The sequence below is a fragment of the Streptomyces sp. NPDC059255 genome, from assembly GCF_042752355.1.
In the GTDB taxonomy this organism is placed as follows: domain Bacteria; phylum Actinomycetota; class Actinomycetes; order Streptomycetales; family Streptomycetaceae; genus Streptomyces.
The window spans coordinates 21,374-46,335 of sequence record NZ_JBHYZP010000021.1 but is presented as its reverse complement, the minus strand read 5'-3'; the positions used below and the strand labels follow the sequence as shown (position 1 = coordinate 46,335).

General features: G+C 69.5%; 17 protein-coding genes and 2 pseudogenes. 9 read left to right on the top strand and 10 right to left on the bottom strand.

Annotated features, from left to right (window positions below):
* Window positions 1–2: 2 nt before the first annotated feature.
* Window positions 3–506, bottom strand: a complete 504-nt coding sequence (locus ACFXKG_RS23775) for a hypothetical protein (protein ID WP_384842511.1) — start codon at window positions 504–506, stop codon at window positions 3–5.
* A gap of 312 nt (window positions 507–818) precedes the next feature.
* Here ACFXKG_RS23775 and ACFXKG_RS23770 point away from each other — a divergent pair, with 312 nt between their 5' ends.
* Window positions 819–977 carry a hypothetical protein gene (locus tag ACFXKG_RS23770; protein WP_384842508.1) on the top strand — a complete coding sequence of 53 codons (159 nt, stop codon included), beginning with the start codon at window positions 819–821 and terminating at the stop codon, window positions 975–977.
* Window positions 978–1,175: 198 nt separating this feature from the next.
* Window positions 1,176–1,775 (top strand): hypothetical protein, encoded by a 600-nt coding sequence (locus ACFXKG_RS23765; protein ID WP_384842505.1) that lies wholly within the window; start codon window positions 1,176–1,178, stop codon window positions 1,773–1,775.
* Window positions 1,776–1,931: 156 nt separating this feature from the next.
* Here the strand turns inward: ACFXKG_RS23765 and ACFXKG_RS23760 are convergent, their stop codons facing one another.
* On the bottom strand, window positions 1,932–2,705 hold the full coding sequence (locus ACFXKG_RS23760; protein WP_384842502.1) for a polysaccharide deacetylase family protein: 774 nt from the start codon (window positions 2,703–2,705) through the stop codon (window positions 1,932–1,934).
* A 179-nt stretch (window positions 2,706–2,884) separates the two neighbouring features.
* Here ACFXKG_RS23760 and ACFXKG_RS23755 point away from each other — a divergent pair.
* Window positions 2,885–3,085 (top strand): annotated as a pseudogene (locus tag ACFXKG_RS23755) (hypothetical protein); the annotation flags it as partial.
* Window positions 3,086–3,146: 61 nt separating this feature from the next.
* Window positions 3,147–4,214 (top strand): Kelch repeat-containing protein, encoded by a 1,068-nt coding sequence (locus ACFXKG_RS23750; protein ID WP_384842499.1) that lies wholly within the window; start codon window positions 3,147–3,149, stop codon window positions 4,212–4,214.
* A gap of 101 nt (window positions 4,215–4,315) precedes the next feature.
* Here ACFXKG_RS23750 and ACFXKG_RS23745 read toward each other — a convergent pair whose 3' ends face one another.
* On the bottom strand, window positions 4,316–4,630 hold the full coding sequence (locus ACFXKG_RS23745) for a hypothetical protein (RefSeq protein WP_384842496.1): 315 nt from the start codon (window positions 4,628–4,630) through the stop codon (window positions 4,316–4,318).
* 273 nt (window positions 4,631–4,903) lie between these two features.
* The gene (locus ACFXKG_RS23740; RefSeq protein WP_384842493.1) at window positions 4,904–5,737 is read right to left on the bottom strand and encodes a PIG-L family deacetylase; all 834 of its coding nucleotides are present in this window, start codon (window positions 5,735–5,737) and stop codon (window positions 4,904–4,906) included.
* A 637-nt stretch (window positions 5,738–6,374) separates the two neighbouring features.
* On the opposite strand from ACFXKG_RS23740, the gene ACFXKG_RS23735 reads away from it, so the two are divergent.
* Window positions 6,375–13,415 (top strand): glycoside hydrolase domain-containing protein, encoded by a 7,041-nt coding sequence (locus ACFXKG_RS23735; protein WP_384842489.1) that lies wholly within the window; start codon window positions 6,375–6,377, stop codon window positions 13,413–13,415.
* A 258-nt stretch (window positions 13,416–13,673) separates the two neighbouring features.
* On the opposite strand, the pseudogene ACFXKG_RS23730 reads toward ACFXKG_RS23735, so the two are convergent.
* The 4 genes and pseudogenes from ACFXKG_RS23730 to ACFXKG_RS23715 all read right to left on the bottom strand — a co-directional run.
* Window positions 13,674–14,162: pseudogene (locus tag ACFXKG_RS23730) on the bottom strand (nucleotidyl transferase AbiEii/AbiGii toxin family protein); the annotation flags it as partial.
* A 34-nt stretch (window positions 14,163–14,196) separates the two neighbouring features.
* Window positions 14,197–14,544: a transcriptional regulator gene (locus tag ACFXKG_RS23725; protein WP_384842486.1), complete on the bottom strand. Its 348-nt coding sequence runs from the start codon at window positions 14,542–14,544 to the stop codon at window positions 14,197–14,199.
* 561 nt (window positions 14,545–15,105) lie between these two features.
* Window positions 15,106–15,726, bottom strand: coding sequence for an NAD(P)H-dependent oxidoreductase (locus tag ACFXKG_RS23720; RefSeq protein WP_384842483.1), 621 nt, complete (start codon window positions 15,724–15,726; stop codon window positions 15,106–15,108).
* 130 nt (window positions 15,727–15,856) lie between these two features.
* Entirely contained in the window at window positions 15,857–16,591 is a 735-nt protein-coding gene (locus tag ACFXKG_RS23715) for an NAD(P)H-binding protein (RefSeq protein WP_384842480.1), read from the bottom strand.
* 81 nt (window positions 16,592–16,672) lie between these two features.
* On the opposite strand from ACFXKG_RS23715, the gene ACFXKG_RS23710 reads away from it, so the two are divergent.
* Entirely contained in the window at window positions 16,673–16,942 is a 270-nt protein-coding gene (locus ACFXKG_RS23710) for a helix-turn-helix domain-containing protein (protein WP_384842478.1), read from the top strand.
* 342 nt (window positions 16,943–17,284) lie between these two features.
* Window positions 17,285–19,696 (top strand): PA14 domain-containing protein, encoded by a 2,412-nt coding sequence (locus ACFXKG_RS23705; RefSeq protein ID WP_384842475.1) that lies wholly within the window; start codon window positions 17,285–17,287, stop codon window positions 19,694–19,696.
* A 302-nt stretch (window positions 19,697–19,998) separates the two neighbouring features.
* Here ACFXKG_RS23705 and ACFXKG_RS23700 read toward each other — a convergent pair whose 3' ends face one another.
* Window positions 19,999–20,214: a DUF6243 family protein gene (locus tag ACFXKG_RS23700; protein WP_384842472.1), complete on the bottom strand. Its 216-nt coding sequence runs from the start codon at window positions 20,212–20,214 to the stop codon at window positions 19,999–20,001.
* A gap of 408 nt (window positions 20,215–20,622) precedes the next feature.
* Here ACFXKG_RS23700 and ACFXKG_RS23695 point away from each other — a divergent pair, with 408 nt between their 5' ends.
* Window positions 20,623–21,039, top strand: a complete 417-nt coding sequence (locus ACFXKG_RS23695; RefSeq protein WP_384842469.1) for a prevent-host-death protein — start codon at window positions 20,623–20,625, stop codon at window positions 21,037–21,039.
* Window positions 21,036–21,461 (top strand): cytotoxic translational repressor of toxin-antitoxin stability system, encoded by a 426-nt coding sequence (locus ACFXKG_RS23690; RefSeq protein WP_384842466.1) that lies wholly within the window; start codon window positions 21,036–21,038, stop codon window positions 21,459–21,461. Before ACFXKG_RS23695 ends, ACFXKG_RS23690 begins: the two co-directional genes overlap by 4 nt.
* A 400-nt stretch (window positions 21,462–21,861) precedes the next feature.
* On the opposite strand, the gene ACFXKG_RS23685 is transcribed toward ACFXKG_RS23690, so the two are convergent.
* Window positions 21,862–24,915, bottom strand: coding sequence for an FG-GAP-like repeat-containing protein (locus ACFXKG_RS23685; protein ID WP_384842462.1), 3,054 nt, complete (start codon window positions 24,913–24,915; stop codon window positions 21,862–21,864).
* Window positions 24,916–24,962 lie beyond the last annotated feature (47 nt).

Here is a 24,962-nt window from a genome sequence, read left to right as displayed (position 1 = left end):
GGTCACCCCGCGGCTTCGTCGAGCTCGGAGCGCCAGGTCCCGCGGTGCCGGTCGTAGTGGAGCGGGCCGATCCGGTAAGCCGTCAGATCGAGCGCGACGAGCTGCCGGTAGGCCTCCGCCGGCAGGTCCGCCTCCAGCACGACGCGCAGCCCGCTGACAGAGTCGTGCAACACCAGCGGCCCCCCGGCCTCGCCCCCGCCCGCGTCCCCGCCCGCCTCCTCGCTCCCGGCCCCGGCCCCGGCGTCCCGGGGCCCGCGCCGCAGCAGCGACTTGACGCCGGTGTAGGCGTCCTTGACCGCCTCCGCCCCCAGCCCGCTGAGGAACGAGTGGAGCGGCAGCGCGAGCAGCACCACCCATCCCAGCTCCGCGGGCCCCCGGTGCGCCAGCGCCCGGCGCGCGTCCGCCCGTACGCCCAGTTCGCCCAGCATGGAGACGAGCTGATCTTTCTGCGCGTCGGTGACATCCCGGTCGAGCAATAACTCGGCGGACAAAGAATTGCCGATCATCCGATGACTCCCCCGTAGCAACCGCTTCTGAACCGCCGTACCGCCGAAGCGACGTACCGCTGTACCGATGTACCGACGTACCGCAGTACCGCCGACTGTCGAACGGCCGAACTGCCGACACACTGGCACTGATAAGGACCATAAGACCGGCCGCGTGGTTCCGCCATGAGTTCGCGGAGACTTCCCCGCGCTCGACCCGAGGCCTTCGGCGCCCTGGTGTGCGGCCGTATCTTCGAAGGGTTGCCCACGGCTCGGCGATGTTGACGTGGCCGGTGTGAGGGAGCGGTGGAATGGAAGCGCAATGGAGAAAGAATGAAGATCGATCTCCTCGGCACGCCCACCGCCGCTTGTCGAGGCGGCGCGCCGCGAAAACTTCCGTCCACACGGTACCGGCTCCCGTGGCTCGCTCCGGTCGGCGGCGGCAGCAGCGGCGGCGTCCTGTCCGCCGCCGCGGTGGCCCGGCGCTCGTGAGATCGGCGCTCGAATTCCATCCGAGGATCGATTTGCGTTGCCGGTGGGGGGATTCGTCCATTGTCCGCCGAATGAAATTATTCGGCCGGTCGGTCTTACTCGTGCGAGTGCCAAGTCCCCCGTATCGGGAACTGGTTGGCCGTTCTCGTGATAGAGTCTTGATGAATTTACAGGACGCCACGAAAAAAGGGGAATGGCGTGAATACCGAGAAGGTTACGGCTCGGCGTCTTACGGCCGAGGAGGTTGCAGAGTTGGGCCCCCAGGACGGCATCTTCGTCTCGGCAGGGACGGAAGGCCTTCCTCTCGACTGCTATGCCCCGGCTTTCCTCACGGGGCCGGGTAAGAGCTTCGAGGGAGGGTCCTTCGTCGCGAGGACGGCCTTCGGTGAGGAAATCCATGTTCTCCCGGACAATGCCGAGGAGAGCGGGATCTGGATCGCCGACAAGCAGGGGGAGGAAATCGAGGTCCTCCAGAGTGCCGGCGTCCTCCTGAACCTCGCCCTCTTCGTACCCAACGGGAACAAGGAATCCCTGGATTCGCTCTACTCCGCGGCGCGGGACGCCTTCGGCGTGGGGATCGTCCAGCGCTGGAGCGAGGAAGTCGCCGAGGTGCCGGACGTCAAGGTCGACCTGTACGAAGAGCCGGTCCGCGGGCGGAAGAGCGCGAACAGCCAGAACCGCGACCGCCGCGCTCTGGACATCTACCCGACCCGGGTGCGGTTCCTGGAGCCCAGCGACGGCTGGAAGTTCATTGTCGAGCCGCACAAGGAGATCGTGGACGACACGCCGACGATCTGACGGCGTGCGGCCTGCCGGTCGCACCTGCTCGCACAACTGCTGTCAGCGGTAAAGACGAACGCTCGGCTGGGGTCTCCCAGCCGAGCGTTCTACGTGGAGGGCCTCGCGGCGGTGCAAGGGGACGGGCGTGTCCCGCCCGGTGGAAGATGCTCCGGCTCAGCGCACCGGGAAGCCGAAGGAGTAGCCCTGCTCCTTGAGCCAGGGGAGGACCCGGCGCAGCGCCTCGACGGTCTGGGAGCGGTCGCCACCCGCGTCGTGGAAGAGGAGCGTCGGCCCGTTCGGCAGCTCCCGTTGGACGGTGGCGACGATGGCGTCCGCGCCCGGCCGCTCGAAATCCTTGGTGTCCACGTTCCAGCCCAGCGGGCGCATGCCCCGGGAGGCGGCGAGCTCCCGGCTGTACGGGGTGAAGGCCCCGCCGGGCGCCCGGTAGTACATCGGTCGTACGCCCCCGGACGCCTCGGTGATCATGCGCTCGGTGTCGAGGATCTGCTGCGACTGGTAGGCCTCGGACTTCTTGTCCATGGCGGTGTCGTGCGACACCGAGTGGTCGCAGAGCCGGTGCCCGGCCGCGACCACCTTCTTCACCAGGTCGGGGTGGGCCTTCGCCTGCGTTCCCACCATGCAGAACGTGGCCTTCACCTCGTACTTCTCCAGCAGGTCCAGCATCGGGGGGGTCCACACGGGGTCCGGGCCGTCGTCGATGGTGATGTTGACGCCGCGCGCCCCCTTGTCCGAGGCGTGCACGATCTCCTTCGAGACGGGCTTGACGTCCGTGCTCGGCGAGGCCGACGCGGTCGGCTTCGGTGCCGCGTCGCCCACGGCACCGGCCTGCGCGGTCCACACCGAGGCTCCGGCCGCCGCCACCGTCACGCCGAGCACCGCCCCGATCAGCTTGCCGTACCAGCCCCGCCCGCCGCCGTGCCGCGCCATGTCCGCCCCGCTTCCGCGTAGTTACTCGCCGATCTCCGGTCGCCTTCCGACCATCTGACAGGACGAGGCACAGTGGCGATCGGATCCCTCCGTTACCGATCACGGACAATCCCGGGGGAGTTCGGGGACAACTCGACAGCCGGCACCCGCGTCCGCCGGCGAGAGCCCATTCGCCTCCTGCCCCCTTCGGCGTGACCAGCGGCCAGGCACTCTCCGGAGTCGTCGGCCCACTCATCGAGATACCGGTCCTGATCGGGCTCGTCCACGTATCCCTGGCCTGGCGCAAGAAGTTCCCGCCCTCGCCGTCCTCAGCAGTCTGGCACCCCCTCAACCAGGGGATGGCGTCCCCTGGTTACCCCTGCCGAGGCCAGAAACACTGAACGAGCGAACCTGCCCGAACTCGGAATCCTGCAACCGATGAGAACAGAAGGAGGCAGCCAAATGAGGCGACGGACAGCACTGCTCCTGGGCGTCACACTGGCGGCGGCCCCGATCGCTCGGGCGCACGCGCGCCCGAGCCGTACGACGCCCCTCGGTGGGACGCCCGTGGCGACCGGACCGTCCTACGGCAGGGGATGGCGGCCGCTTGCGCCGATCGCGAGCGGGCCCCGGCAGGAGCACAGCGTCGCCGCGATCGGTGAGAAGGTCTACGTCATCGGCGGCATCGTCGCCGACCCGGCCGGCGGGTTCACCACCACCGGCCGGGTGGAGGTCTACGACACCCGACGTGACATGTGGTCGGGCGCGGCACCGCTGCCCGTCGCGATGAACCACCCCAACGTGGCGGCGGTCGGCGGCAGGATCTACGTCCTCGGCGGGCTGTCCGGCGGGGCCGCATGGCAGGCCGTGCCGGACAGCTTCGTCTACGACCCACGTACGGACCGGTGGACGCGACTGCCGTCGATGCCTCCGGGCATCGAACGGGGCAGTGCCGCGATCGGTGTGCACGGAACGGGGATCCACCTCGCGGGCGGCATGCGCGCGCTGGTGCCGGGCGCCGGTGGCCTCCAGGACACGGTGGACACGGTGTCGTCGTACGACGTCGTGACCGGCCGGTGGGGGACACTGCCGAGCCTGCCGCAGGCCCGCGACCATGTCGGCGGAGCGGTCGTCGGTACGGTGTTCTACGTGCTCGGCGGCCGGGACCGGGGGCAGGTGAACGTGCGGGACACCGTCTACGCATTCGACCTGCGCTCCCGCCGCTGGTCCGAGCGGGCACCGATGCCGACCGCCCGCGGCGGCATCGCCACCGCGGGCGTGGGCACGAAGATCTACACGTTCGGAGGCGAGGGCAAACACGACGACACCGACCCGAACACCGTCTTCGCCGAGACCGAGGCGTACGACACCGTCCGCGACCGCTGGCAGCGGCTCGCCCCGATGCCGGTCCCGCGCCACGGCACAGCAGCCGTCGCCGTAGCCGGAACGATCCACCTTCCCGGTGGTGGCATCGCCGGCGGTGGCAGCCCGGTGGACGTCAACGACGCCTACCGGCCCGCCCACCGGTGAGCCGTGAGCGAGCGCGTCCGGGCAGCCGTATCCGAGCCCCTGCGCCCGGACGACATTCCGGCGGGCCGCTTCGGCTCGGGCTGCGCCGGGCGGTCGCCGGCTCACCGTCCGCTCCTCGGGCGGGGAAAGACGATCGGATACGAGACAGTTGGCGTCGGCTGCACAGCGGGCCTGTCCCACCCCGGCCGCTTGATCGGGTAGACCACCGCCGGCTGCGGCTGTGGTTGCTGCCGTGGTAATCGGAGTTGCTCCTGCTGTATGCCGGTGCCTGCGGTGGTGTTGCCGTTGCCGAGGATGAACACCCCGGCCACGATTGCCCCCAGGATGGCCGTTTCCCGGCGGGCGCCGGCCGGAAGGCGGAAATGCTTCCTGACGACCGTGCCGTCCGACTTCACGTACTGCTCGATCACGGGCACGGCCGAGTCCCCCCACCAGTCGAGTCACGCCTCCCTGCGCAACGGCCCCCATGAAAGCACCCGCCACTGACAACGCGTCACGCAAAGATCGCCGTACGTGATCATTTCGAGCCATCGACGCACGCCATGCGTCGCGTGCCCCCCTGTGCTGCGTATTCGCGCAAGACGGGCACGCGGAGGGCACGGTGACCCGTGAGAGGCCCGGTGAGACGGGGCCGGTAGGTCAGTCGATGCCGATGCGCCTCCCGTGCCCCGGTCGGACGGACGGGCGGATCAGCGCAGACCGGCGAAGAGATCGTTCTCGGGTACGGCCGCGCCGGTGGTGTCCTTGACGCGTACGAAGGTCTCCAGGCCCATCATCTCGCCGAACTTCTCCTTGCCCATCTTGAGGAAGAAGATGTTCTCGCCCTGACTGGCGTGCGCGGCCAGCGCATCGTACTTCTGACCGCTGAATGCGGTGGTGTCCACCCACGTGGTGATCTCATCGTCGGGGAGGCCGATCTCGGCCATCGCGGCGGCCTCGGCAGGATCCGGCTCCGGCATGTCCTCCTGGAATTCGCGCATGGTCTCCCCGAACCGCTGCATCATCGAGCGGGGCACCGTCGTCCAGTACACCTTCGGTGTCAGCTCGGTCAGCTCCAGCGCCGCCATCGTGATGCGGTGGGCCTGGATGTGGTCGGGGTGACCGTAGAAGCCGTTCTCGTCGTAGGTGACGACCACATCAGGCCGGTAGTGCCGCATGAGTTCCGCGAGCCGGGCGGCGCTTTCCTCCACGGGGGTCCGCCAGAAAGATCCCGGGGCGTCGTTGCTCGGCCAGCCCACCATCCCGGAGTCGGCATAGTCCAGCATCTCCAGATCGCTGATCTTCAGGACGTCGCAGCTCGCCTCAAGTTCTTGACGGCGCATGACGGCGACGGCCGCCGGATCGTGGCCGGGATCGCCCGGCTTGACACCCCCCGCCCCATCGCCGCAACTGCCGTCGGTACACGTCACGAGAACGGTGCGGATGCCTTCCGCCGCGTACCGCGCGAGGACTCCGCCGGTGCTGGTGGCCTCGTCGTCGGGGTGCGCGTGTACTGCCATGAGCGTCAAGGGTCGGTCGGTCATGAAAAAGTCCTCCTGCGTAAATACGTCTTGATCCGAGTACGCGGCGGGTGTGCCGCGATCCCGGGGCCCGGATCCTGGCGGGGAGGGCGACCGCGCTGTCTCCGCGTTCCCCGCCCGTACGGCACCGGTTCCCTCGGTTGCAACCGCGCCGGCCGGACCGGCTGTTCCCGGCACGGTCACTCGGCCTTCCAGGCGGCGGCGTTTCAACGCCGACGAGATACAGGCGCGGCACGAAATGAGAAACCCTACTGGACAACAAGCAAGGCTTCGGTCTCCGACCAGGGCCTTCGTCATGGAGCGGGCGACCAGAAACGAACTCGTGCTCTGAGCTCGGGAATCAACGGTTCTGTCCCGCCCATGGGAAAGCGCAGGCCAGAGCAATTTCAGCCCCGTCACCGGGCCGCGCCACGTGAAGGTAGTGACTCTCTTCCCTGCGTCCCGCGCGCACCTCCCGTGCGGGTTCCGTTTGCCCGTTGTACGCCTCTTCCCTGTCTGATGGCGCACGTTCGTGAACGCGACGGGTGTTGTCCCGTGCGTCCGCTGCTGCTTCGCTCCGCACGCTCCGGTGTTCGAGTTGACAACGTTGTCTTACTCTGGGGCGGACTGTGTGGACGTATCGCGACGATGGAGAGGTCACGTGCCCATCAGATTCCGAACTCCCTTGCCCCGCACGGCTCTTCCCCGGAACGCCCGCCGACGTCATCGGCCCCTGCACGCGACGGTCGCCGTGCTGCTCGCCGGCGCGCTCGGCTTCGGCGCGTTGGCCGGTGCCGGCGCGGCTGCCGCGGCGCCCGGTGCCACCACATCCGCGGGGTCCGGCGGGACGTCCGGCGGGACGGACTACACGAAGCTCGTCGATCCGTTCGTGTCGACCGCGGGCGACAACGGCAACGACATGCCGGGCGCGCAGGCGCCCCACGGTCTGGCCAAGGTCAACCCGCTGACCACGCCGAACCGCAACCACACCGGGTACGACTACAACGAGGACCACATCGCCGGGTTCACGGCGACGAACCTCGACGGCGTCGGCGGCTCCGGAGGCGGTGGCGACCTGCTCGTCGTCCCGACCTCCGTGCAGTACGACAGCCGGCCCGCCACCGGCACGTACGCCCACGCGTTCAGCCACGACGACGAGACCGCGACGCCCGGCTACTACCAGGTGGGCCTCGGGGCCATCTCCGGTACCGCGTCGTCGGTGAAGCAGGACTCCGGCACCATCAAGGCCGAGATGACCGCGACGACGCGCACGGCGCTGCAGCGGTACGCCTTCCCCGCCGGATCGAAGCCCGAACTCGTCCTCGACCTGGCGAACAACTTCACCAGCCGCACCCGCTCGACCATGAAGACGACGACGCTCCCGAACGGGACCACCTCGATCACCGGCCTCATCGCCGGGTCGTTCAACGGCGCCTCGTACAAGCTGTACTACGCCGCCACCACGAACGTCCCCGTGACCTCCCTGAAGAGCTGGGGCAACGACGGCAGGCTGAGCGACGCGACCACGCAGGACGGGGCCGACACCGGCGCCGTCCTCGGGTTCGACAAGGCCGCCGGCGACGACATCGAGCTGCGCGTCACGCTGTCGCCGATCAGCACCGAGCAGGCCGCGACCGACCAGGACAACGAGGTGGGCGACCTCACCTTCGACCAGGCCCGCGCCCGGACGAAGGCGGCGTGGAACACGTCGCTCGGCGGCGTCGACGTGCGCGCCTCGGCGAAGTCCGACCCCGGGTCGACGCTCACCAAGCAGTTCTACACGCACCTGTACCGCATGTACGCGCTGCCGGTGAACGCCACCAGCACCAGCGGTACGTACCGCGGCGCCGACGGAGCGGTGCACAAGGCGAACGGCTTCACGTACTACGACGGCTGGTCCACCTGGGACGACTTCCGCAAGTACTCCGTCGCGGCGTACATCGACCCGGCCACCTACCGGGACATGATCCAGTCGCTGATCGTGCTCTTCGCCGACACGCGCGCCTCCGGCAAGAGCCTCGGCAGCCTCACCCACTCGGTCCCGACCGTGCGCTGGGAGCGCTCGGCCGTGCTGGTCGCCGACGCCCTGTCGAAGGGTTTCAAGAACTTCGACCGGCTCGACGAGGCGTACCCGGCGCTGCTGTCGTACTCCGGGTACTACACCGGGGCGCAGTTGCGGCAGGGGTACGTGACCGGTGATCCCGGTACGACCGTGCAGCGTGGCTACGACCAGTGGGCGCTCTCCGTCGTCGCCGACGCGCTCGGCAAGAAGGACGACGCGAAGGAACTGCGTACTCAGTCGACGATGGCGATCGACAACCTCGTGAAGCCCGGCGCCTGGACCGCGGCCGACGGCACCGAGGTCGGTCTGCTCACCCCGCGCGCGGCGAACGGCGACTGGCAGAGCGTGGACCACGAGAAGTTCGAGGCGGCCGGCCTCTACCAGGGCACGCTGTGGCAGTACCACTGGTACGACGCGTACGACATGGGCGGTCTCATCGAGGCCATGGGCGGCGAGAAGGCCGGCAGGGCCGCGGTCAAGCACATGTTCGGCGAGGACTCCGGCGCCGGCGCCGACGACGGCTCGACCATGCTGCACTCCAACGCGAACGAGATCGACCTGCAGGCCCCGTACCTCTTCAACTACGTCGGCGAGCCGAGCCTGACGCAGAAGTGGGTGCGTGCCATCTACACCGGCACGACCTGGAACCGCTACATCGCGACGGGCTCGACGAACGAGGCCCCCAGCTCCGGTGGTGAGTTCACCCCGCCGGTCAGGACCCAGGTCTACAAGCTCTCCCCGAAGGGCTTCCTGCCGACCATGGACAACGACGCCGGCACCATGTCGACCATGTTCGTCGCTGCCGCCCTGGGCCTGTTCCCGGTGACGGCCGGCTCCAGCCAGTTCCAGATCGGCAGCCCGTTCTTCGACTCCACGACGATCAATTACGCCAACGGCTCCCGGTTCACGGTGAAGGCCGGCGGCGTGTCGCCGAGCAACTACTACGTGCGGAACGCGACCCTCAACGGCAAGCGGTTCGACAACACGTGGCTCGACTACGCGCAGATCATCTCCGGCGGAACCCTGGACTTCACCATGGGTTCCAAGCCCTCTCGGTGGGGCGCCCGCACCGAGCCCGCGTACTCGCTGAACACCGACTCGGGCGACACCGGTGACGGTGGCACCGGTGACGGTGGCACCGGTGACGGCGGCACGGGCCCGGACAGGGGCCACACCGTCGTCTCCGCCCGCCCGGGCACCGTCGCCACCACCGAGGACGGCACCGTCCACGGCAGTGTGAAGCTCACCCTGTCCGGACCGGCGTCCTTCGACGCCCGCAAGGGAACCAGCCTCACCGGGACCGGGGCCGCGCGCGTGACCGGCCTGCCGGCCGGTGTCACGGCGGATCTCCGCGTCAGCGGCTCGCGCACGGCGACGCTGTCGCTCACCGGCACCGCGAAGGTCGACGCACGCCTCGGCATCACCTTCCGCGACGCGGCCTTCGCCCACGGCGTGCGGGCCTCCACGGTGAGCGGTACCGGGATCTCCCCGACCGACCCGCTTCTGATCTCGGCGGCCGCGGTGCACCGCGAGGCCCTCGGCGCACTCGTCGACCAGGCGTCCCTGGTACGCGGCGCCAACTACTCCGACGGCTCCTGGAACCTGTTCCGGTCGGCCCTCGAACGCGCGCGGACCGTCCTCGCGGACACCACCTCCGCGACCGGCACGATCATGGCCGCACAGGACGCGCTGCGGACCGCCGTCGACGGGCTGGCCATCGACGAGGGCGGCTACGCCGTCCTGCAGGCCGAGGACCCCGACCAGAAGGAGGGCCCCAGCCTCATCAGCGAGCGGAACAACTCCGACGGCAACCTCGGTGGCGTCACCGAGGGATCGTGGGAGCGGTTCACCCAGCTGGACTTCGGCGGGGTCGCCCCGCGGACCGTCTCGGTCCGCTACGCGAACTCGCAGCCGGCGAACGCGAAGCCGAGCAGCGTCGACATCCACGCCGGCGCCGCCGACGGCCCCGTCGTCGCCACCGTCCCGCTTCCCGGAACCGGCGGCTGGCAGAACTACAGCACGGTGCGGGCGGCCGTCACCGACCCCGACGCCCTGCTGGGCGCGAAGAGCGCGACGTTCGTGTTCCACGCCCCGTCGGGCCAGCGGTGGGTGTCGAACTTCGACTGGTACCAATTCTCGCCGTACGAGGTCTCGGCGTCCCCCACGACCACACTCGCCACGCTGACCGCGGCGAACAGCACCACGACCGGCAACGGCTCGCTCCCGCTCCAGCTCTCGAACGGCATCTTCGAGAACGTGACCAACAGCGCGTGGGCGCAGTGGAAGGACACCGACCTCCGCGACGGCGCCGACACCGTCACCGTCCGCTATGACAAGCCCCGGTCCCGCGCGGCGTCGGACTCGCACATCGAACTGCGCCTCGGCTCGAAGGACGGCCCGAAGAGCGTCGACATCCCCCTCGAATACAGCGGATCGGGCTGGGGAACCGTCGCCACGACGAGCGTGCGCCTCGACCCGAGCCTCTTCTCCGGCGTCCAGGACGTGTACGCGGTGTTCGTCTCCAGCACGCAGACCGCCTCCCAGCCCTACGTGGGCAACATCTACTCGCTGGCCCTGACACGGACCGCCGACGCCCCCGTGGGCTTCGACGCCACCGCGTTCCGTTCGCACAGCGGCGGCGGCCTCAAGAGCGAGCCCGTCGGCTGGACCGGATCGGGTTCCACCACCGACCTCGGCGGTACCTACGACGGAGCCTGGATCAACTACGGGGACATCGACTTCGGCAGTTCCCCGAAGAGCACCGTCACGATCACCTACGCCAACAACTCCGCCCGCTGCGGCACCGGTTCCGCCGTCCAGCTCTACCTGGACTCCTTCGACCCGGCCGACCCCGGCACGCCGTACGCGACCGTACCGCTGCCGGTCACGGGAAGCGCGTGGTCGTCAGGAGGGACGACGAGCCTGACACTGCCCCGGGCCATCACCGGCACGCACACCGTCCACCTGCGGCTGACGACGAACCCGGACTCCTCGCACCCGTACGTCGCGAATCTGGGCCGGATCACCTTCGACCACGTCGAGACGCCCGCCGTCACGGACAAGTCCGCGCTGCGGAAGGCGATCGAGCGGTACGAGGGGCTCTCCGCCGACGCGGGGCGCTACGGCGCGATCGACTTCGGTGTGTACGAGCGTGAACTCGCGGCCGCACGCACCCGCGTCGCCGCCGCCGACGCGACCCAGCTGGAGGTCGACACGCAGACGCGCGGCCTCACCCTGGCCGCCAGCCAGCTGGTCCCGCTGCCGAGGCTGAAGCTGGAGGACCTGGTCACCACCGCATCGGCCCGCGACGACGACCGCTACACGGAGGCGTCGTGGCAGGCGTTCGCGGCGGCACTCGCCGCGGCGAGGACCGCGGTCGCCGACGGCGCGGCCACGGACGCGACGCTCACCGCCCGGTACGACGTCCTCCGCCGTGCCCTGTCCGCGCTCACCACGAAGCCCAGGGCGGTGCCGGCCGCGCCCGACGCGGTGTCGGCGACCTCGTCCGGCACGAGCGTGACCGTCGCCTGGTCCGTACCCGCCGACACCGGCGGCTCACCGGTCACCGGCTACAGGATCGCCCTCAGCGACGGTCACCAGATCAAGATCAACGATCCGGAGAGCCGGAGCGCGACGTTCACCTGGCTGCGGGCCGGCAGGTCCTACACGGCACGCGTCCAGGCGGTGAACGCCGTCGGCACCTCCCGCCCGAGCGCGGCCACGGCCCCCGTGGTCACCGGCGGCGGCAAGCCGCAGAAGCCGGCGGTGACGGGTGTGCTCACCGACGGCAAGCAGGTCCGCGTGACCTGGCAGGCGGTCGGCGACGGCGGATTCCCGATCATCGGCTACACGGTGGCCCTCGACGAGGGAACCACCACGCACGTCCCCGCCACGACGGCCACGACGCTGCTCACGACCACGCCCACGCCCACGACCACGGGCAAGGCCGAGACACACACGGCCACCGTCACCGCGGTCACCCTGGCCGGAACCTCGGACGACTCCGCCGCGACCGCCCCGGCGACCACCGCGGCGGACGCCGCCGACCCGGCGTACGAGCCGTCCCCCTTCCCGGACGACACACTCAACGCCACCTACGCGTCGGACAAGTGGCCGGGCACGGGCGACGGGACCGACTACTTCCGCGACCTGCTGGACGGCATCGAGGACCTCGGCCCCGACATCCTCGGAGCCGACGCCAAGGTGCCGAACGGCGCCGCGCTCACCGCTGAGAACGACCGGATCGCCGCGCGCGTCAACAACGCGGCGACGCAGAAGGAGGTGGACCGGGCCGAGGTCGACGCGGCCAACAGCAGCACCGTCACGATGGCCGACGGCCTCGGCTCCCGGCTCGGCCCGATCTACCGCGACGCCCTGAAGGACGGCCGGCTGCCGAAGACCAGCGCACTGTTCTCCCGCGTCACGAAGAACCTCGACAAGGTCGAGGCGGTGAAGAACCACTACGGCTACCTGCGCCCGTACGTGCGGCTCGGGTTCGTCGGCGACGGCGGCGACATCTACGAGTCGAAGGACGGCTCGTACGGCAGCCTCACCACCAGCGGCTCGTATCCGAGCGGCCATACCTACGGAGGCTACGAAGCGGGGACCATCCTCGCCACGCTCCTGCCGGAGCTGGCACCGTCGATCCTCGCCCGCACCTCGGAGTACGGGAACAACCGCATCGTCCTCGGGTTCCACTACCCGCTCGACGTCATGGGCGGCCGCGTCACCGGACAGGCCACCGTCGCGCACCGGTGGGCGGACCCCGACTTCGCGAAGCTGCTGATGCAGGCCCACACCGAGATGGAGAACGTACTGCTCGCGCAGTGCGAGAAGGAGGGCTACGGCGACACGCTCACGGCATGCGAGGGCGACTCCTACGCGGGCCTGAGCACGGCGCGGCAGGTCGACCTGTACACGCAGCGCCTGGACTACGGATTCTCCCGGGTCGGGAAGTCAGGGCAGGCCCTCAGGACGCCGTCCGACGCGGCGGCCCTGCTGATCACGGCCTTCCCGGACCTCACCACCGCGCAGCGCACCCAGATCCTCGAACAGACCGCGACGGACTCCGGCTCCCCGCTGGACGCCACCGCGGACGGTGAGGCGAGCTGGGAGCGGATCAACCTGGCGGCCGCGATGTCGGCGCAGGTCGTCGTCAACGCCGACGGGTCGGTCAAGGTGACGAACTACGCGGACGCCACCAAGGCCGGTGTTGCCGACGCCAAGGCGATCACCGTCGGAGGCATCGCGATCGACGGCTTCGGCCCCGCCGTGTCCACGTACGTCGTCGACTGGCCGAAGAACAGGAAGATCCCGGCCCTCTCCGCCGTACCGGCGCAGCCCGGCGCGCGGGTCAAGGTCACCGACGGCAGTCCGGTCCTCTCCTCGACGGGGTCCCGGTTCACCACCCGCACGATCAAGGTGACCTCGGCCAACGGTTCGGTCACCCGGACCTACACGGTCGGGTTCCAGCTCACGGACCGCGACGACCGGCCGGTCACGGCCGGCGGCAACGGTCGTGACGCCGCTGACGCCACCATCGCGGGATCCGGCCTGTTCGGTGTCGGAGGCACAGGGGCGGCTTCGCCCGGCGGCGCCGGACTCCGGTCGGCGCCGCCGGCGTGGACGGAGCCCAGGTGATCCCCAGGACGCCGGACACGACATAGCAGCCGAACCTGCCGCACCCGGCGGTGCCGTGGCAGGCTCCCGCCGGCCCTCGGGAGGGTGCATCGCCGCCGACCGGCCCCTCCGGGCGCACCCCAGGTGTCCGCCCGGAGGGGCCGTCGGCATGACGGCACCCCTTTCACGGTGGCACTCGCCCGGTCGAGACGCCTTTGGCCTGCATGTTTGTCCCGGGGCACGAGGTCGACGCGGTCTCCGGGCGCCGTGCTTCCACCATCAGTCGTCGTGCGGAGCTTCCAGCTCCAGGAGTCGTTCCCCGATGTCGTCGGCCCATGTCTGGGCCCACTGCCGTAGCCCGGTGATTGCTTGTTCGTCGAGGCGGTACGCGGCGAACTCCGTGTCGTCGATCCAGTCGGCTCCGCCCTGCCGCGCCTGGAGCTCGCTGAGGTCGAAGGAGTCGCGCGCGTGGCGTCGTCCGAGTTCTTCGAGTTCGACGTGGCTCCAACGGTCTGCCGCAGCCTGTACGTCGATCAGGTCCCGGGCGAGCCCGCGGTCCGCCAGTGCGCGGACCTTGGTTCCGACGACATCTTCGAGGGACAGCACCAAGCCGTGCTCGGTGTGCACGGGCGGCTTCCAGAGTGCTTCCTTGAGGATGTCGACCTCGCACTCCTCAAGGCTGGTGGGATCCGTGACGATCAGACGCGCGGACAACGGGTCTGTCTCCAGAGCCCGGACGCCCCATCCGCGCTGTTCCAGGCCAGCACGTCCGTCAGCAGACGGCGGTGCAGGTCCGTGAGGTTCACGCGGCTGCCTGAGCGCTGTGAGCCAGTTCGTCGAAGGAGCTCTCCCAGACCACACGGACATCACGGCTGACCAAGGAACGCAGTGTGGGCCACAGGCCGACGAGAAGCTCGCGATTGAGGTACCGGACCAGGTCGTCATGCCGACCCTCGGCCAGGACGATGCGGTAGTAGCTCATCCGCAGCCGGGGCTGATCGAGGTCGAACGTGGTCAGTCCCGACCACGCCAGATGAAGTGGCAGGCTCACGGTGCCGTGCTCGGGGCCGGCAAGCTCGGAGAGTGCTGCGGGCGCACGCCGGGCGAACTTGGCACGGCGGAGATCGGAAAGGCTGGGCTGTGATGCCATACGTCGATTATCCAGGATGAGGCCAGGCCGACCGGACGGTGACAAGGTGCCGCATACGAAGAAGCCCCACGCCAATGGCCTGGGGGTTTTATGTGGAGCGGGTGACGAGAAGCGAACTCGCGCTCCGAGCTTGGGAATCAATGGGGCTCAGCAGCACAGCGCCGCTCCGACCAGGGATTACTTGGACTGTGAGCTGTACTGAATCCCGTTGGATCGACCGTTTCCGACTGTGTTTCACCGCGTTGAAGGGCTGGGACGGGGCTGGCCTGCGGCAGACGGCTCAGGTGGCCCTCGGCCGGTACGACCGGAGGCTTCGGGACCGGGGGCGTGGCGATTGCTGTGGCCAGGAGCGGCAGGCGCCTATTTCCGGGGCGCCGTCGTCACCGGCGAACGGCGACCGAGAACGGATCACGAAACGGCCGGACCGGGCGCCTCCCCTGGCAGTCGCTTCCGCCCGGCCGAGCGCGGCCCCCTCGCCCTGCGGTCGCCGGGCTGGAGCGGCGCCTGAGGCGCAGAGCGCGGGGCCGCGGTCAACAGGTCACGGGACTTCCGCGGGAAAGGTCACGCACGCGGCGAGCCGGCCCGAACAGCTCCGCTGATGATCCGCACCGCGCGTTCGACGCTCTCCGCCGTGGCTTCGGAGGAAGACTGCTCGGATTCGTGGATGAACGCGGTGGCACCGCGGCGGCTTCCGCAGTAGTCGACGATGCCATGCTCGATCTGCGTCCGTAGAGCCCTCTCGTACCCATGACGCTCGAACGCGCCGGAATCGTCGCCGGCGATGGGCAGAAGATGCGTCGTGAGCCGCTGAAGCCCGGGTCGCAGGCCCGAAGCAGCGGAGTACTCGAAGGCCCAGCCGTTGACGAAAACGCGATCGATCCACCCCTTCAGCAGGGCCGGCATCGACCACCAGTACACAGGGAAGACCAGGACGAGGTCGGTAGCTTGTTCGAGGCGACGGTGCTCACGGACAACGTCGGGTGGGTAGTTGCCGCCCTCGTGGTACACGCGGCGATCCGCCAGGGTGAACCTGGGGTCGAACTGCTCCTGGTGCAGGTCGGCGACCTCGACTGCCCGGGGGCGAAGGGCCGACTCGAGTCTTTCCAGCACGTGATGGGTCAGGGACCGAGGGTCTGGGTTCGCGGTGACCAGCAAGGTCAGCGAGCTGTCGTCGGTGCTCATCCGATTCCTTCCGGCAGGTGAGGAGTATGGCGTCGAGGTCGTTGAAAGAGGCGTCGAGTACGCGGCCGTGGGTACGCCGACGCCCAGGGCCGAGTAGGGCAGCTGTGGCCGGGGGAGATTCGCCGGGCGATCACCGCTCGTGCCATGCTCCCGCCGGCGCTGTCCGTACGGCGTACTCCTCGAAGGTCCGTGGTGTCCGTCCCGGTACGGTGGCGAGGTCATCGGTCGTCCCGGCGAACGGCCCGCGTGCCATCAGCGCGAACATCTCGGCGACCTGATCGGCCTCATGCTTGCTCAAGCCCTGATCGACAAGGGTTGAGGTGTATTCGGCCCGGGTGATCTGCCGGTAGGCGAGAGGCCGTCCGGACGCCCGGGAGCTCAGCTCGACGTCTTCGACGTCGATGAAGGGCTCGGGGACAGCCCCGGCCGGGAGCGCGAGTTCGCCGGCGATCAGCGGCGCCTGGAAGACGTCCTCGTCGAAGTTCTGAGCGAAGTTCGGCGCGCGCAGGACGGTCCACTCCAGGGACGAGCCGCGTACGGCTTCCTCGGCCGACCGCATGTCCAGCCCGAACGCGGAGTCGCCCCAGTCGTCCGCGCCGCGCCCGGTGACCAGGACCGGTCGGCGCACCCCGGCTTCCTCGGCCTGCGCCACGAACCCGTGCGCCGGACCCGGCGAGGGCACCACGTAGGCGACGGCGACATCCTTCAGGGCCGCGGCCCAGGTGTCCGGATCGGACCGGTCGAACCGGGCCCGGCTCGACCGGGAAGCGGCACGTACCGGTGCGCCGCGCAGCCGCAGCCGGGCGGCGATCCTGCGGCCCGTCGTGCCTGTCGCACCGAGGCCGAGATGGGTGTTTCTGTTCATGAGAATGATGGAACATGACCGGGGTGGACGATCCCATGGGCAAGAAGCCGGAATGCCTTTGCGATCGTCCAATCTGTTGAGGTGGACGTGTTCGGTGACCTCATCCGCGGGGTGCGAGCCCACGGCTCCCTGTTCGGTAGCCCGACGCTGTCCCCGCCCTGGTCCCTGGGCCGGCGGATGGCGCCGGCGGCGGATCTCCTGGTCGGGCAGACGTCCTCAACTGTCGCTCACATTGCCCGTACCGTCGGTTACACCGATCCGTTCGCGTTCAGCGCGGCGTTCAAGCGAATCCGAGGCACCAACCCGAGCGAATTCCGGCGCACCGCCGAAGTCGGTGTGAGGGCGCCGTGATCTCGCACCCTCGCGGCCTGGACGACCTCGTCCGTACCGAGGGGCCGATGCGGGCGCGCTACCCAGCCGTCCGACACTCGGGTCGGATGCCCTGTGAGGGTCGGTACGGACACCTTCGGAGTGCCCCGGGAACCGCGGCTGTACCCGGGCCCCAGGCCGACGGCGGCCTTCCGCTGTCCGTCACCTCGCTTCCGGGAGCATCGGCCCGACGCCGCGCCGGCGGCGCCACGTCGTACACCGCAGCGGTGACCGGCTGAGGCTCGTACAACCAATCGACGCCCTTGTCAGTCCTGTTCGGCGACGTCTGCGATATCTGTCGCCTGAACAGGACTGAAGGACTTGATGAACCCAGCCAGACGCACCACCGCCACCGCCTTGGTTCTGGCCACGGCAGGCGGAGTGCTCTACGCCACGGCTGTACCCGCCTCCGCGGTGGTGAGCTGTACCTCCCCCGTCTTCACACGGCAGTTCTTCGCGAACACGACGTTCTCGGGCACGCCGAAGAAGACGGACTGTGACTCCGTGATCGACCAGAACTGGGGCACGCGCGCACCTGTCTCCGGCGTACCGTCCGACAACTTCGGCGTGCGCTGGTCGGTGACGCGCGACTTCGGCTCCGGCGGCCCCTTCACGTTCACGGCGTCCGCCCAGGACGGCATTCGGGTCTACCTCGACGGTGTCCGCAGGATCGACCTGTGGAAGAACGTCTCCACCACCGTCAAGAAGACGGTCAACGTGACGATCCCCAGCGGCCGGCACGCGCTCCGTGTCGACTTCGTCAACTGGACGGGCACCGCGAACGTCAAGTTCGCCTATACGCCGCGCACCTCCTCCGACGTCGACAAGGCCAAGCCGCTCACCCCGACGGGAGCGGCTGTCTCCTACAACACCGCCACCGGCGCGGCCAAGCTCACCTGGTCAAGGAACAGGGAGATGGACCTGGCGAACTACCGGGTCTACCGGCGGCTGAAGGGATCGTCGTACGGCAGCAAGCCGCTCGCGACGACCGCCGCCACGTCGTACACCGACAGCACTCTGCCGAAAACCGGCGCGGCCTACTACTACGAGGTGCGGGCCGTCGACAAGGCGGGCAATGTCTCCGGCGGCAGCGTCGACAAGCTCGTCACCACAGTGGACAGGACGCCGCCCGCCGCGCCGTTCGTCGAGTGGGACGCGTGCCCGGCCGGCCGGCCCTACGCGGCCCCGCAGCTGGTCACCACCGCGGCGAACGCCGCCGACATCGCCTGGTACGAGATGCAGCGGCTCGACGCCGCCACGAACCGCTGGAGCACCGTCCACTCCGGTGCCAAGGGCGCGATCTGCGACACCGGCTATCCGGCCGACGGGAGCAAGGTCACCTACCGGGGCCGGGCCCGGGACGCCGCCGGGAACTGGTCGGCGTACTCGGCCGCCACGACGTTCACCACCCCCGACCTGACCCCGCCGGCCGCTGTCGCGCAGCTCCGCGTCGAGTACCGGTCGGGAGTTCCGCATCTGGTGTGGTCGCCCGTCGCCGGGGCCGCCGCGTACCAGGTCCTCCAGTACGACCCGGCGACCGGCGACTTCGGCGACGCCCTGCCCCAGGAAGGCACCACCACGCAGACCGACGTGGTGCCGCGCCAGCTGGCCGCCGTCGCCGACAGCTACCGGTACGCGGTGCGCTCGGTGGACGCCAAGGGCAACGCCGCCGCGCCGGTGGAGATCACGCTGAAGATGGCCGACCGGCCGGAAGCGATCCCCGCGTTCAAGACCACTGCCCGCAGGTTCGATGAGGGCGTCATGGTCGCGTGGAGCAGCGTCGACCCGTGGACCGTCGACGAACGGCCCCTTCCCCTGTACAAGATCGTCCGCACCGACACCGTGACCGGCGAGACCGGCATCGTGGACAAGTGCAAGCCGTTCACCTCGCGGGACGAGCCGCTGGAGGACCCGGAGACGTACTGGACCTGGGCGGACGGCGACGCCCCCTTGTCCGCCCGCAAGCAGGTCAACGGCACCTGCTGGGACGTCCAGGGCAAGTCGGAGACGACGTACGAGTACCGGGTCGTGACGACCGACCGGTACGGGCATGTCTCGCAGCGCGGCCCGGCCGCCACGGAGACCACCCCGGACACCGAGCGTCCCGCCCCGGTGCAGAACCTGACCGCGGAACGCGTCCCGCTCGGCGTCCGACTGACCTGGACGCCGCCTGCCGATGCCGATGTCACCGGCTACCACGTGTGGCAGGGCATCACCGACCCGGACAGCGGCGAGACGGTCTGGAAGGGGAACTGCTGGACCGGTAGTTCCCTGGCCAGGACCGAGATCCTCTGTCCGACAGTCCCCGACGGTGCCACCCACGTCTACAAGGTGGCCGCCACGGACGGCCGGCTGCTGTACGACGACGAGCCGCTCGACGTCCTCCACCCCGCCGAGGTCTCGGTCACCCTGCCCGACACCCGGCCGCCGGGCTGGACGGAGACCGAGGTCCGGCAGGACCAGTACCCGGAGCTGTACGTCGGCTGCTCCGAGAGCTCCGGCCTCGGGGACTGCTCCCGGTTCGTGAGCTACCGCGTGGAGCGCTGGGACCCCGCCACGGCCGCCTACGTCACCCTGGCCGAGGGCACGACGGGCAAGGCCGCGTACTACATGGACACCACGGTGAACGAGGACCGGCTCGGCCTGTACTACTACCGCGTCGTACGCCTGGATGCCTCGGGCGCCGAGGCCGTGACCCGATCGACGGCGTACGGCATCTGGGACTCCTGGCTCTGACCGGACGTGAGACATGAGGAGGGGCCCGGAGATCCTCCGGGCCCCTCCTCACACCCCCGCCGCCGGGACAACTCTCTGAACTGGGGAAACGCGCCCCTGGGGGCGTGCCGCAGTGGTTTCGTCCGGGCCTCTGCTGACCGCCGTTCACCGTTCTGGCCGGCACGTAGTCGCACACCCAAGCCGGGTGGTCGGCCCAGAGCTGAGCAGGACCGGCCGCGCCCTGTACGGGGCAGGGCCCGGACCGTGCGTCGTGGTCCGGGCCCTGTCCCGTGCGATGCCTGCCGCCCTGCGGCGGCGGTGCGTCAGCTCTGTGCGGTGTTATCGCCCGTCTGCTCGGCGCCCTTGGCTGCGCCTGCTTTCTCGCGCATCTTGCGTACCAGCTCCGCCTTCTGCTCGGCGGCACCCTTGCGGTCGAGGTTGCGGTGCGGACCGTTGTTCTGCCGTTCGGCGCGGGACAGCCTCTTGCGCTGGCCGCCACCCATGCCCACGGGATTGTTGATGTTCTTGCTCACGGTCATAGGTTTCTCCCGGAATGATGTGAAGTGATCTGCGGATTCATCGGTGGGGACGGGCGTGGCGACGTCGAGGGGCGACAGCAGGGGCCCATCACGCTCTCACTCGTAAATCGGCGTCCGGAAGAACACGACAAAGACGTTACCCGCTTCAGTCGGCCCCGCTCGCCAGGCCTTTCGCCGCCCACCGGTGGCCGCCGTACGCCGCGGGTGTGCGAAGTGAGCTGGTGGGTCAGAGAGGAACGATGCGGACCTGGCTGCCGCAGAGCTGGGTCATGTCGTCGCTGTCGGACGTGAGCAGGGCGACCGCGGTGTTTCAGCCGCACCTAAACCATTTCCCATGGGCGCGTACGTGACGTACTTGACGTACCTGTCCGGGAAGCGCATCCTGCTGGGGAGCCGGAGGAGGACACCGTGTCCGCAGTGCACTACGAGAGCTACACCGAGGCGCGCACGCACTTCAAGGACCTCCTTGACGCGGCCGGCGAGGGCCGGGTGGCGACAGTGCGCCGGGATACCGGCCGCGCTGCGGTCGTGGATGTCGAGCGCCTGCGTCACTACCTGTCGCTGGTCTGCTCGGCGAAGGCGCAGGCCGTCGCCGAGTCCGGGGGCTGGTCGATCTTCATTCCTGGGCTCCCGGTGGCAGCGGACGGAGCGTCCTTCGATGAGGCTATTGGCGAGATGGTCGACGCGCTGCGTGAATATGCCGAGGATTGGCAGGACCGTTTGCGTACATCCCCCAACCATTACGACAACTGGGGGCTGGTGCAGCTGATCGCTCTGAGCGACGATCAGCAGCTGGCCGACTGGCTGGTCGGAACGGGCCGGTGAACCGACCGCAGCCGGACCGTGAGCGCCATGAGAGGTTCTGTGCCGTTGAGAAATGGGAGCGGGTACGGGATGCGCGCGGGCGTACCGGTACTCATCACGTCACCTATGAGCTGACGCTGTACGACGGGCGAATTCTGCGCACGAGGATCTCCCACCCGGTGGACCGTACGGTCTACGGTGCGGGGATGTGGGGTCACATCTTGCGTGACCAGCTCGACGTCTCCGAGGGCGAATTCTGGGACTGTGTGCTTGACGGTCGGCTACCGGACCGGGGAGCCCCGGCGGTGCCGAAGGAAGCGTTGCCGGCGGATCTGGTGTATTTGCTGATCCATCGGGTCGGTCTCTCGGAGGCGGCGGTAGCCGGGCTGGCCAAGGAAGACGCGGTGGCTCGGCTCCACCAGTACTGGACCGAAGGAACCTGAGCGCAGGGGCGACGGGCAACCCCACTACGTGTGCCCGTCGCACGCAGAGGGCCTCCTCCTGACTGCTTCGTCAGCCCCTTGGTGACCGCTGTTCACCGCCCCTACTGGCACGTGGTGGCACGGGCGGCCCGGGAGGCGTCAGGAGGGAGACGCGCCGGGAGGAAGGCTGGTCCGCCGGGCTTTGCTGACCTGCTGACGCGCCATTTCGGGCGCGGTTCCGGTCGCAGGTCATGGCCTCTGCGCTGAACGAGCAGTTCGAGTTCCGGACCGGGGCAGATCCGGAATTCGCCCGTGGTCCGTTCGCCGGGCAGCGGTGGCCGGGGAGGCTTGGGCATGCGGCATGGAACGGGCCCGGACGCATCACGTCGTCCGGGCCCGCAGGGCAGTGGCGAAGGCAGGCTCAGAACAGGCCCTTGTACCCCTGCCAACCGGTGGCGATCTTCGTACGCCCGCCGAAGGAGCCCTTGCCGTTGCCGTTGTTGCGCCAGACGGTGCCGGAGGTGTCGCGGGAGACGATGTCGGCCTTGCCGTCGCCGGTGATGTCGCCGACGCCCACGATCACGTTGTACGACGATCCCCAGTCGTTGAAGACCTTCACGCGGCTCTTGAACTTGCCGGTCGCGGTGCCGTCATAGCGCCACAGCTCGTTCGACTTGTCCTGCACCAGCAGGTCGCCGTAACCGTCGCCGTTGAGGTCACCCGCGCCCAGGATCTTCTTGTAACCCGTCCACTTGGACGCGATCTTCACCTTCGCGGAGAGCTTGCCCGTGCTCGTCGCCTTGTAGAGGTAGACGTCGCCGGTCGAGGACTGGCGGGCGATCAGATCGGCCCGGCCGTCACCGCTGATGTCTCCGGGCGAGGTCAGCACGTCGTACTGGTTCCAGCCCGTGCCCAGCGAGGTGTACGCGGTGGAAGGCGTCACCGCAGTCCCGCACGCGGGCCGGTAGGCGCGCAACGCGCCGTTGCCGAACCGTACGAGCACGTCGTTGCACCGGTCACCGCTCAGGTCGCCGAAGGGCACCACCTTCACCGTGGTCGGCCACCCGGAGCCCGTTCGCTTCCCGGTGAACGTTCCCTTCCCCGTCCCGTACTGGTACGTCAACCCGCCCGAGCCGTTCAGCGTCATCAGCTCGCCGAAGCCGTCCGATCCGACGAAGTCGCGGTGGGCCGCGGCTGCTCCGGTGACCTTGACCGAGCCCGTCTTCGTCAGCGCCGCGCCCTGCCCGTCCGCGGGGGTGACGGTCAGCTTCCACGTATAGGCGCCGTTGGGCACCAGCCGACCGGAGCCGTCCTTGCCGTTCCAGCCCGGGGCCACCACACCGCGTGCCAGGCCGCCGGAGAGCGTGCGCACGGCCGTACCGGCTCTGTCGTTGATCACGAGCTTCCACGAGGCAGCGGTCTTGTTCAGCCACCACTTCGGTGTCCACTGCACGGCGCCGCCCTTGACGTCCGCCGAGGCGGCGACGGTGGCGTCGCGCTGGACGAGGGCGGAGACGGGGACACCGCTGGAGGTCAGACGGACGGTGTGGTCGGAGCGCTGCTGGGCGATCACACCCGTGTACGGGTCGACGTCCCAGGCGTTCCACTCGAACTTCCCGGCGGTGTGCGACACGGGCTTCCCGCTGCGGACGTCGATCACCTTCAGCAGACCGGCCTCGACCGTCGCGACGAATCCGTCGCCGAGCCGCGCCTGCTCCCAGCCGGAGCCGGAGACGAGCGTCAGGTTCCGCTTGGTGACGGTGTCGTAGACGCCCTGGCCCTCCGAGTTGAGCACGCAGTTCCACAGCAGCCACCGACCGACCGCCTGGAAGTCGTTCAGCAGGCAGCCGCGCCCGAACCACACCGGATCGCCCCGCTGCCCGGTCAGCAGATCGACGGGGATCACGCTGTCATTGCCCGACATCACCCACAGAGTCGTGCCCCACAGGGCCCGCACCGTATCCGTCGTCGTGTACACCGTGCGCCCGGAGTCGAGGTCGACGATCCGGGTCTCCGCAGTGCCGGTGCTGTCGTGCGGCCTGGTCAGGGCGGCGAAGCGGCCGTTGGCGGCGGTCGCGGTCTGATAGGTGCGGGAGCTGTCGATCCGGGTGCCGGGCAGCGACTGGGTGGCACCGAGGAGCTGGGGCTGCTGGGCGGCGCTCGTGCCGTAGCCGGAGATGACCGTCCGGCCGTCGCCGGTGTCGATGAGACGTGGGCCGCTCCAGTGGTAGTTCTCCGGCGCGATACGGCCGCGAGTGGTGCGTGTCCCCGCGGCAGGGGAGTCGGCCACTCCGGTCTCACGGGTGTGGAGATACGTCCAGTCACCCACGGGATCCTGCTCCACGGTGGTCAACCGTCCCTGGGTGAGGGTCAGCTGGGAGATCGTGCGGGCGGTCTGCCGGGGGTACGCGTCCGCGATCCGGCGTACCGTGACCCCGCCGCCCCCGGCGGCCTTGATGAGGGAGACGCCCCAGTGGTCCGGGTCGGCGCCGCCCGCGACCAGCAGCCCGCCGTCCGGAGTGGGCATGGCCTGCCGCGACGTCCTGGCCAGCAGCGTCCGCCGCGCGGAGCCGTCGAGGGGGACGGCTTCCACCCGCGAGACCGCGCGGCTGATGTCGTCGCGGCCCAGGGAGGAGTCGTACCGGGACACGATGACGGTGTCCCCGACCAGGCCCAGTACCTGCGCGATGTCACCGACCGGAACGGTCCGCACGGCGGCGGCCGGGTCCTGACGGGAGGCGACGTGCAGGGTGCCGTCGTAGAACCACACCAGGTGGGTGGCGCTGAGCGCGACCAGGTAGTACCAGGACTGCACGGTGTACGGCAGGGCGGTGAAGCGCCCCTGCTCGACATCGAGCCATCCGGTGACTTCGTCGTCGCCCTTTCGGTACCGCACGACCTGTCCGCGCGCGTCGCCCAGCCCGGCGGCGGACCACAGGCGGACGCCGGAGGGGACGCCTTCCACCGTGCGGTCGGTGACGGAGCCGTCGGCCCGGACGTCCAGCAGATGCCACACGGAGTCGGTACCCGGGGTTCCCGCCGTCGTGACGACCGTCGACCCGAGGGTGCTGAAGTACGCGTGTCCGTCGGGGAGCGCGACCGTACTGACCTGGCCGGACGTCATGTTCCGTAGCGTCACGGTCCGGGCGGAGCTGTCGTGGCGGGCGACGACGTCCGAGCCCGCGCCGGCACTCGTGACGCCGTACCCGTCCGTGCCCGAGGCGTCGACGACCGTGTCGACACCGTCGTACGTCGTCCACAGCTGGCCCCTTCCCTCCTCGTACCGGAGGAACCCCGAGGGCCCCGCGCTCAGCAGGCCCGTCCGGGGAACCACGGCCGTGGTGGCCGGCACGACCACCTCCCCGGTGACCGTCCCCCCGTACGCACTGCCGGTCGAGAACGGGCCGAGCCCGAGGGCGAGAGTGAAGGAAACGGCGGCGGCGGTGGCGCCTCGTACGAGCGCACGTCTGCCCATGCAGGACCTCTCCGGGGACGATGGTCGAAGGCTTGGAGAGACTTGTG

Coding starts and splice junctions, on each gene's coding strand:
- ACFXKG_RS23775 (WP_384842511.1), bottom strand. CDS start 506: ATGATCGGCAATTCTTTGTCCGCCGAGTTATTGCTCGACCGGGATGTC.
- ACFXKG_RS23770 (WP_384842508.1), top strand. CDS start 819: ATGAAGATCGATCTCCTCGGCACGCCCACCGCCGCTTGTCGAGGCGGC.
- ACFXKG_RS23760 (WP_384842502.1), bottom strand. CDS start 2,705: ATGGCGCGGCACGGCGGCGGGCGGGGCTGGTACGGCAAGCTGATCGGG.
- ACFXKG_RS23750 (WP_384842499.1), top strand. CDS start 3,147: ATGAGGCGACGGACAGCACTGCTCCTGGGCGTCACACTGGCGGCGGCC.
- ACFXKG_RS23740 (WP_384842493.1), bottom strand. CDS start 5,737: ATGACCGACCGACCCTTGACGCTCATGGCAGTACACGCGCACCCCGAC.
- ACFXKG_RS23725 (WP_384842486.1), bottom strand. CDS start 14,544: ATGGCATCACAGCCCAGCCTTTCCGATCTCCGCCGTGCCAAGTTCGCC.
- ACFXKG_RS23720 (WP_384842483.1), bottom strand. CDS start 15,726: ATGAGCACCGACGACAGCTCGCTGACCTTGCTGGTCACCGCGAACCCA.
- ACFXKG_RS23715 (WP_384842480.1), bottom strand. CDS start 16,591: ATGAACAGAAACACCCATCTCGGCCTCGGTGCGACAGGCACGACGGGC.
- ACFXKG_RS23705 (WP_384842475.1), top strand. CDS start 17,285: ATGAACCCAGCCAGACGCACCACCGCCACCGCCTTGGTTCTGGCCACG.
- ACFXKG_RS23700 (WP_384842472.1), bottom strand. CDS start 20,214: ATGACCGTGAGCAAGAACATCAACAATCCCGTGGGCATGGGTGGCGGC.
- ACFXKG_RS23685 (WP_384842462.1), bottom strand. CDS start 24,915: ATGGGCAGACGTGCGCTCGTACGAGGCGCCACCGCCGCCGCCGTTTCC.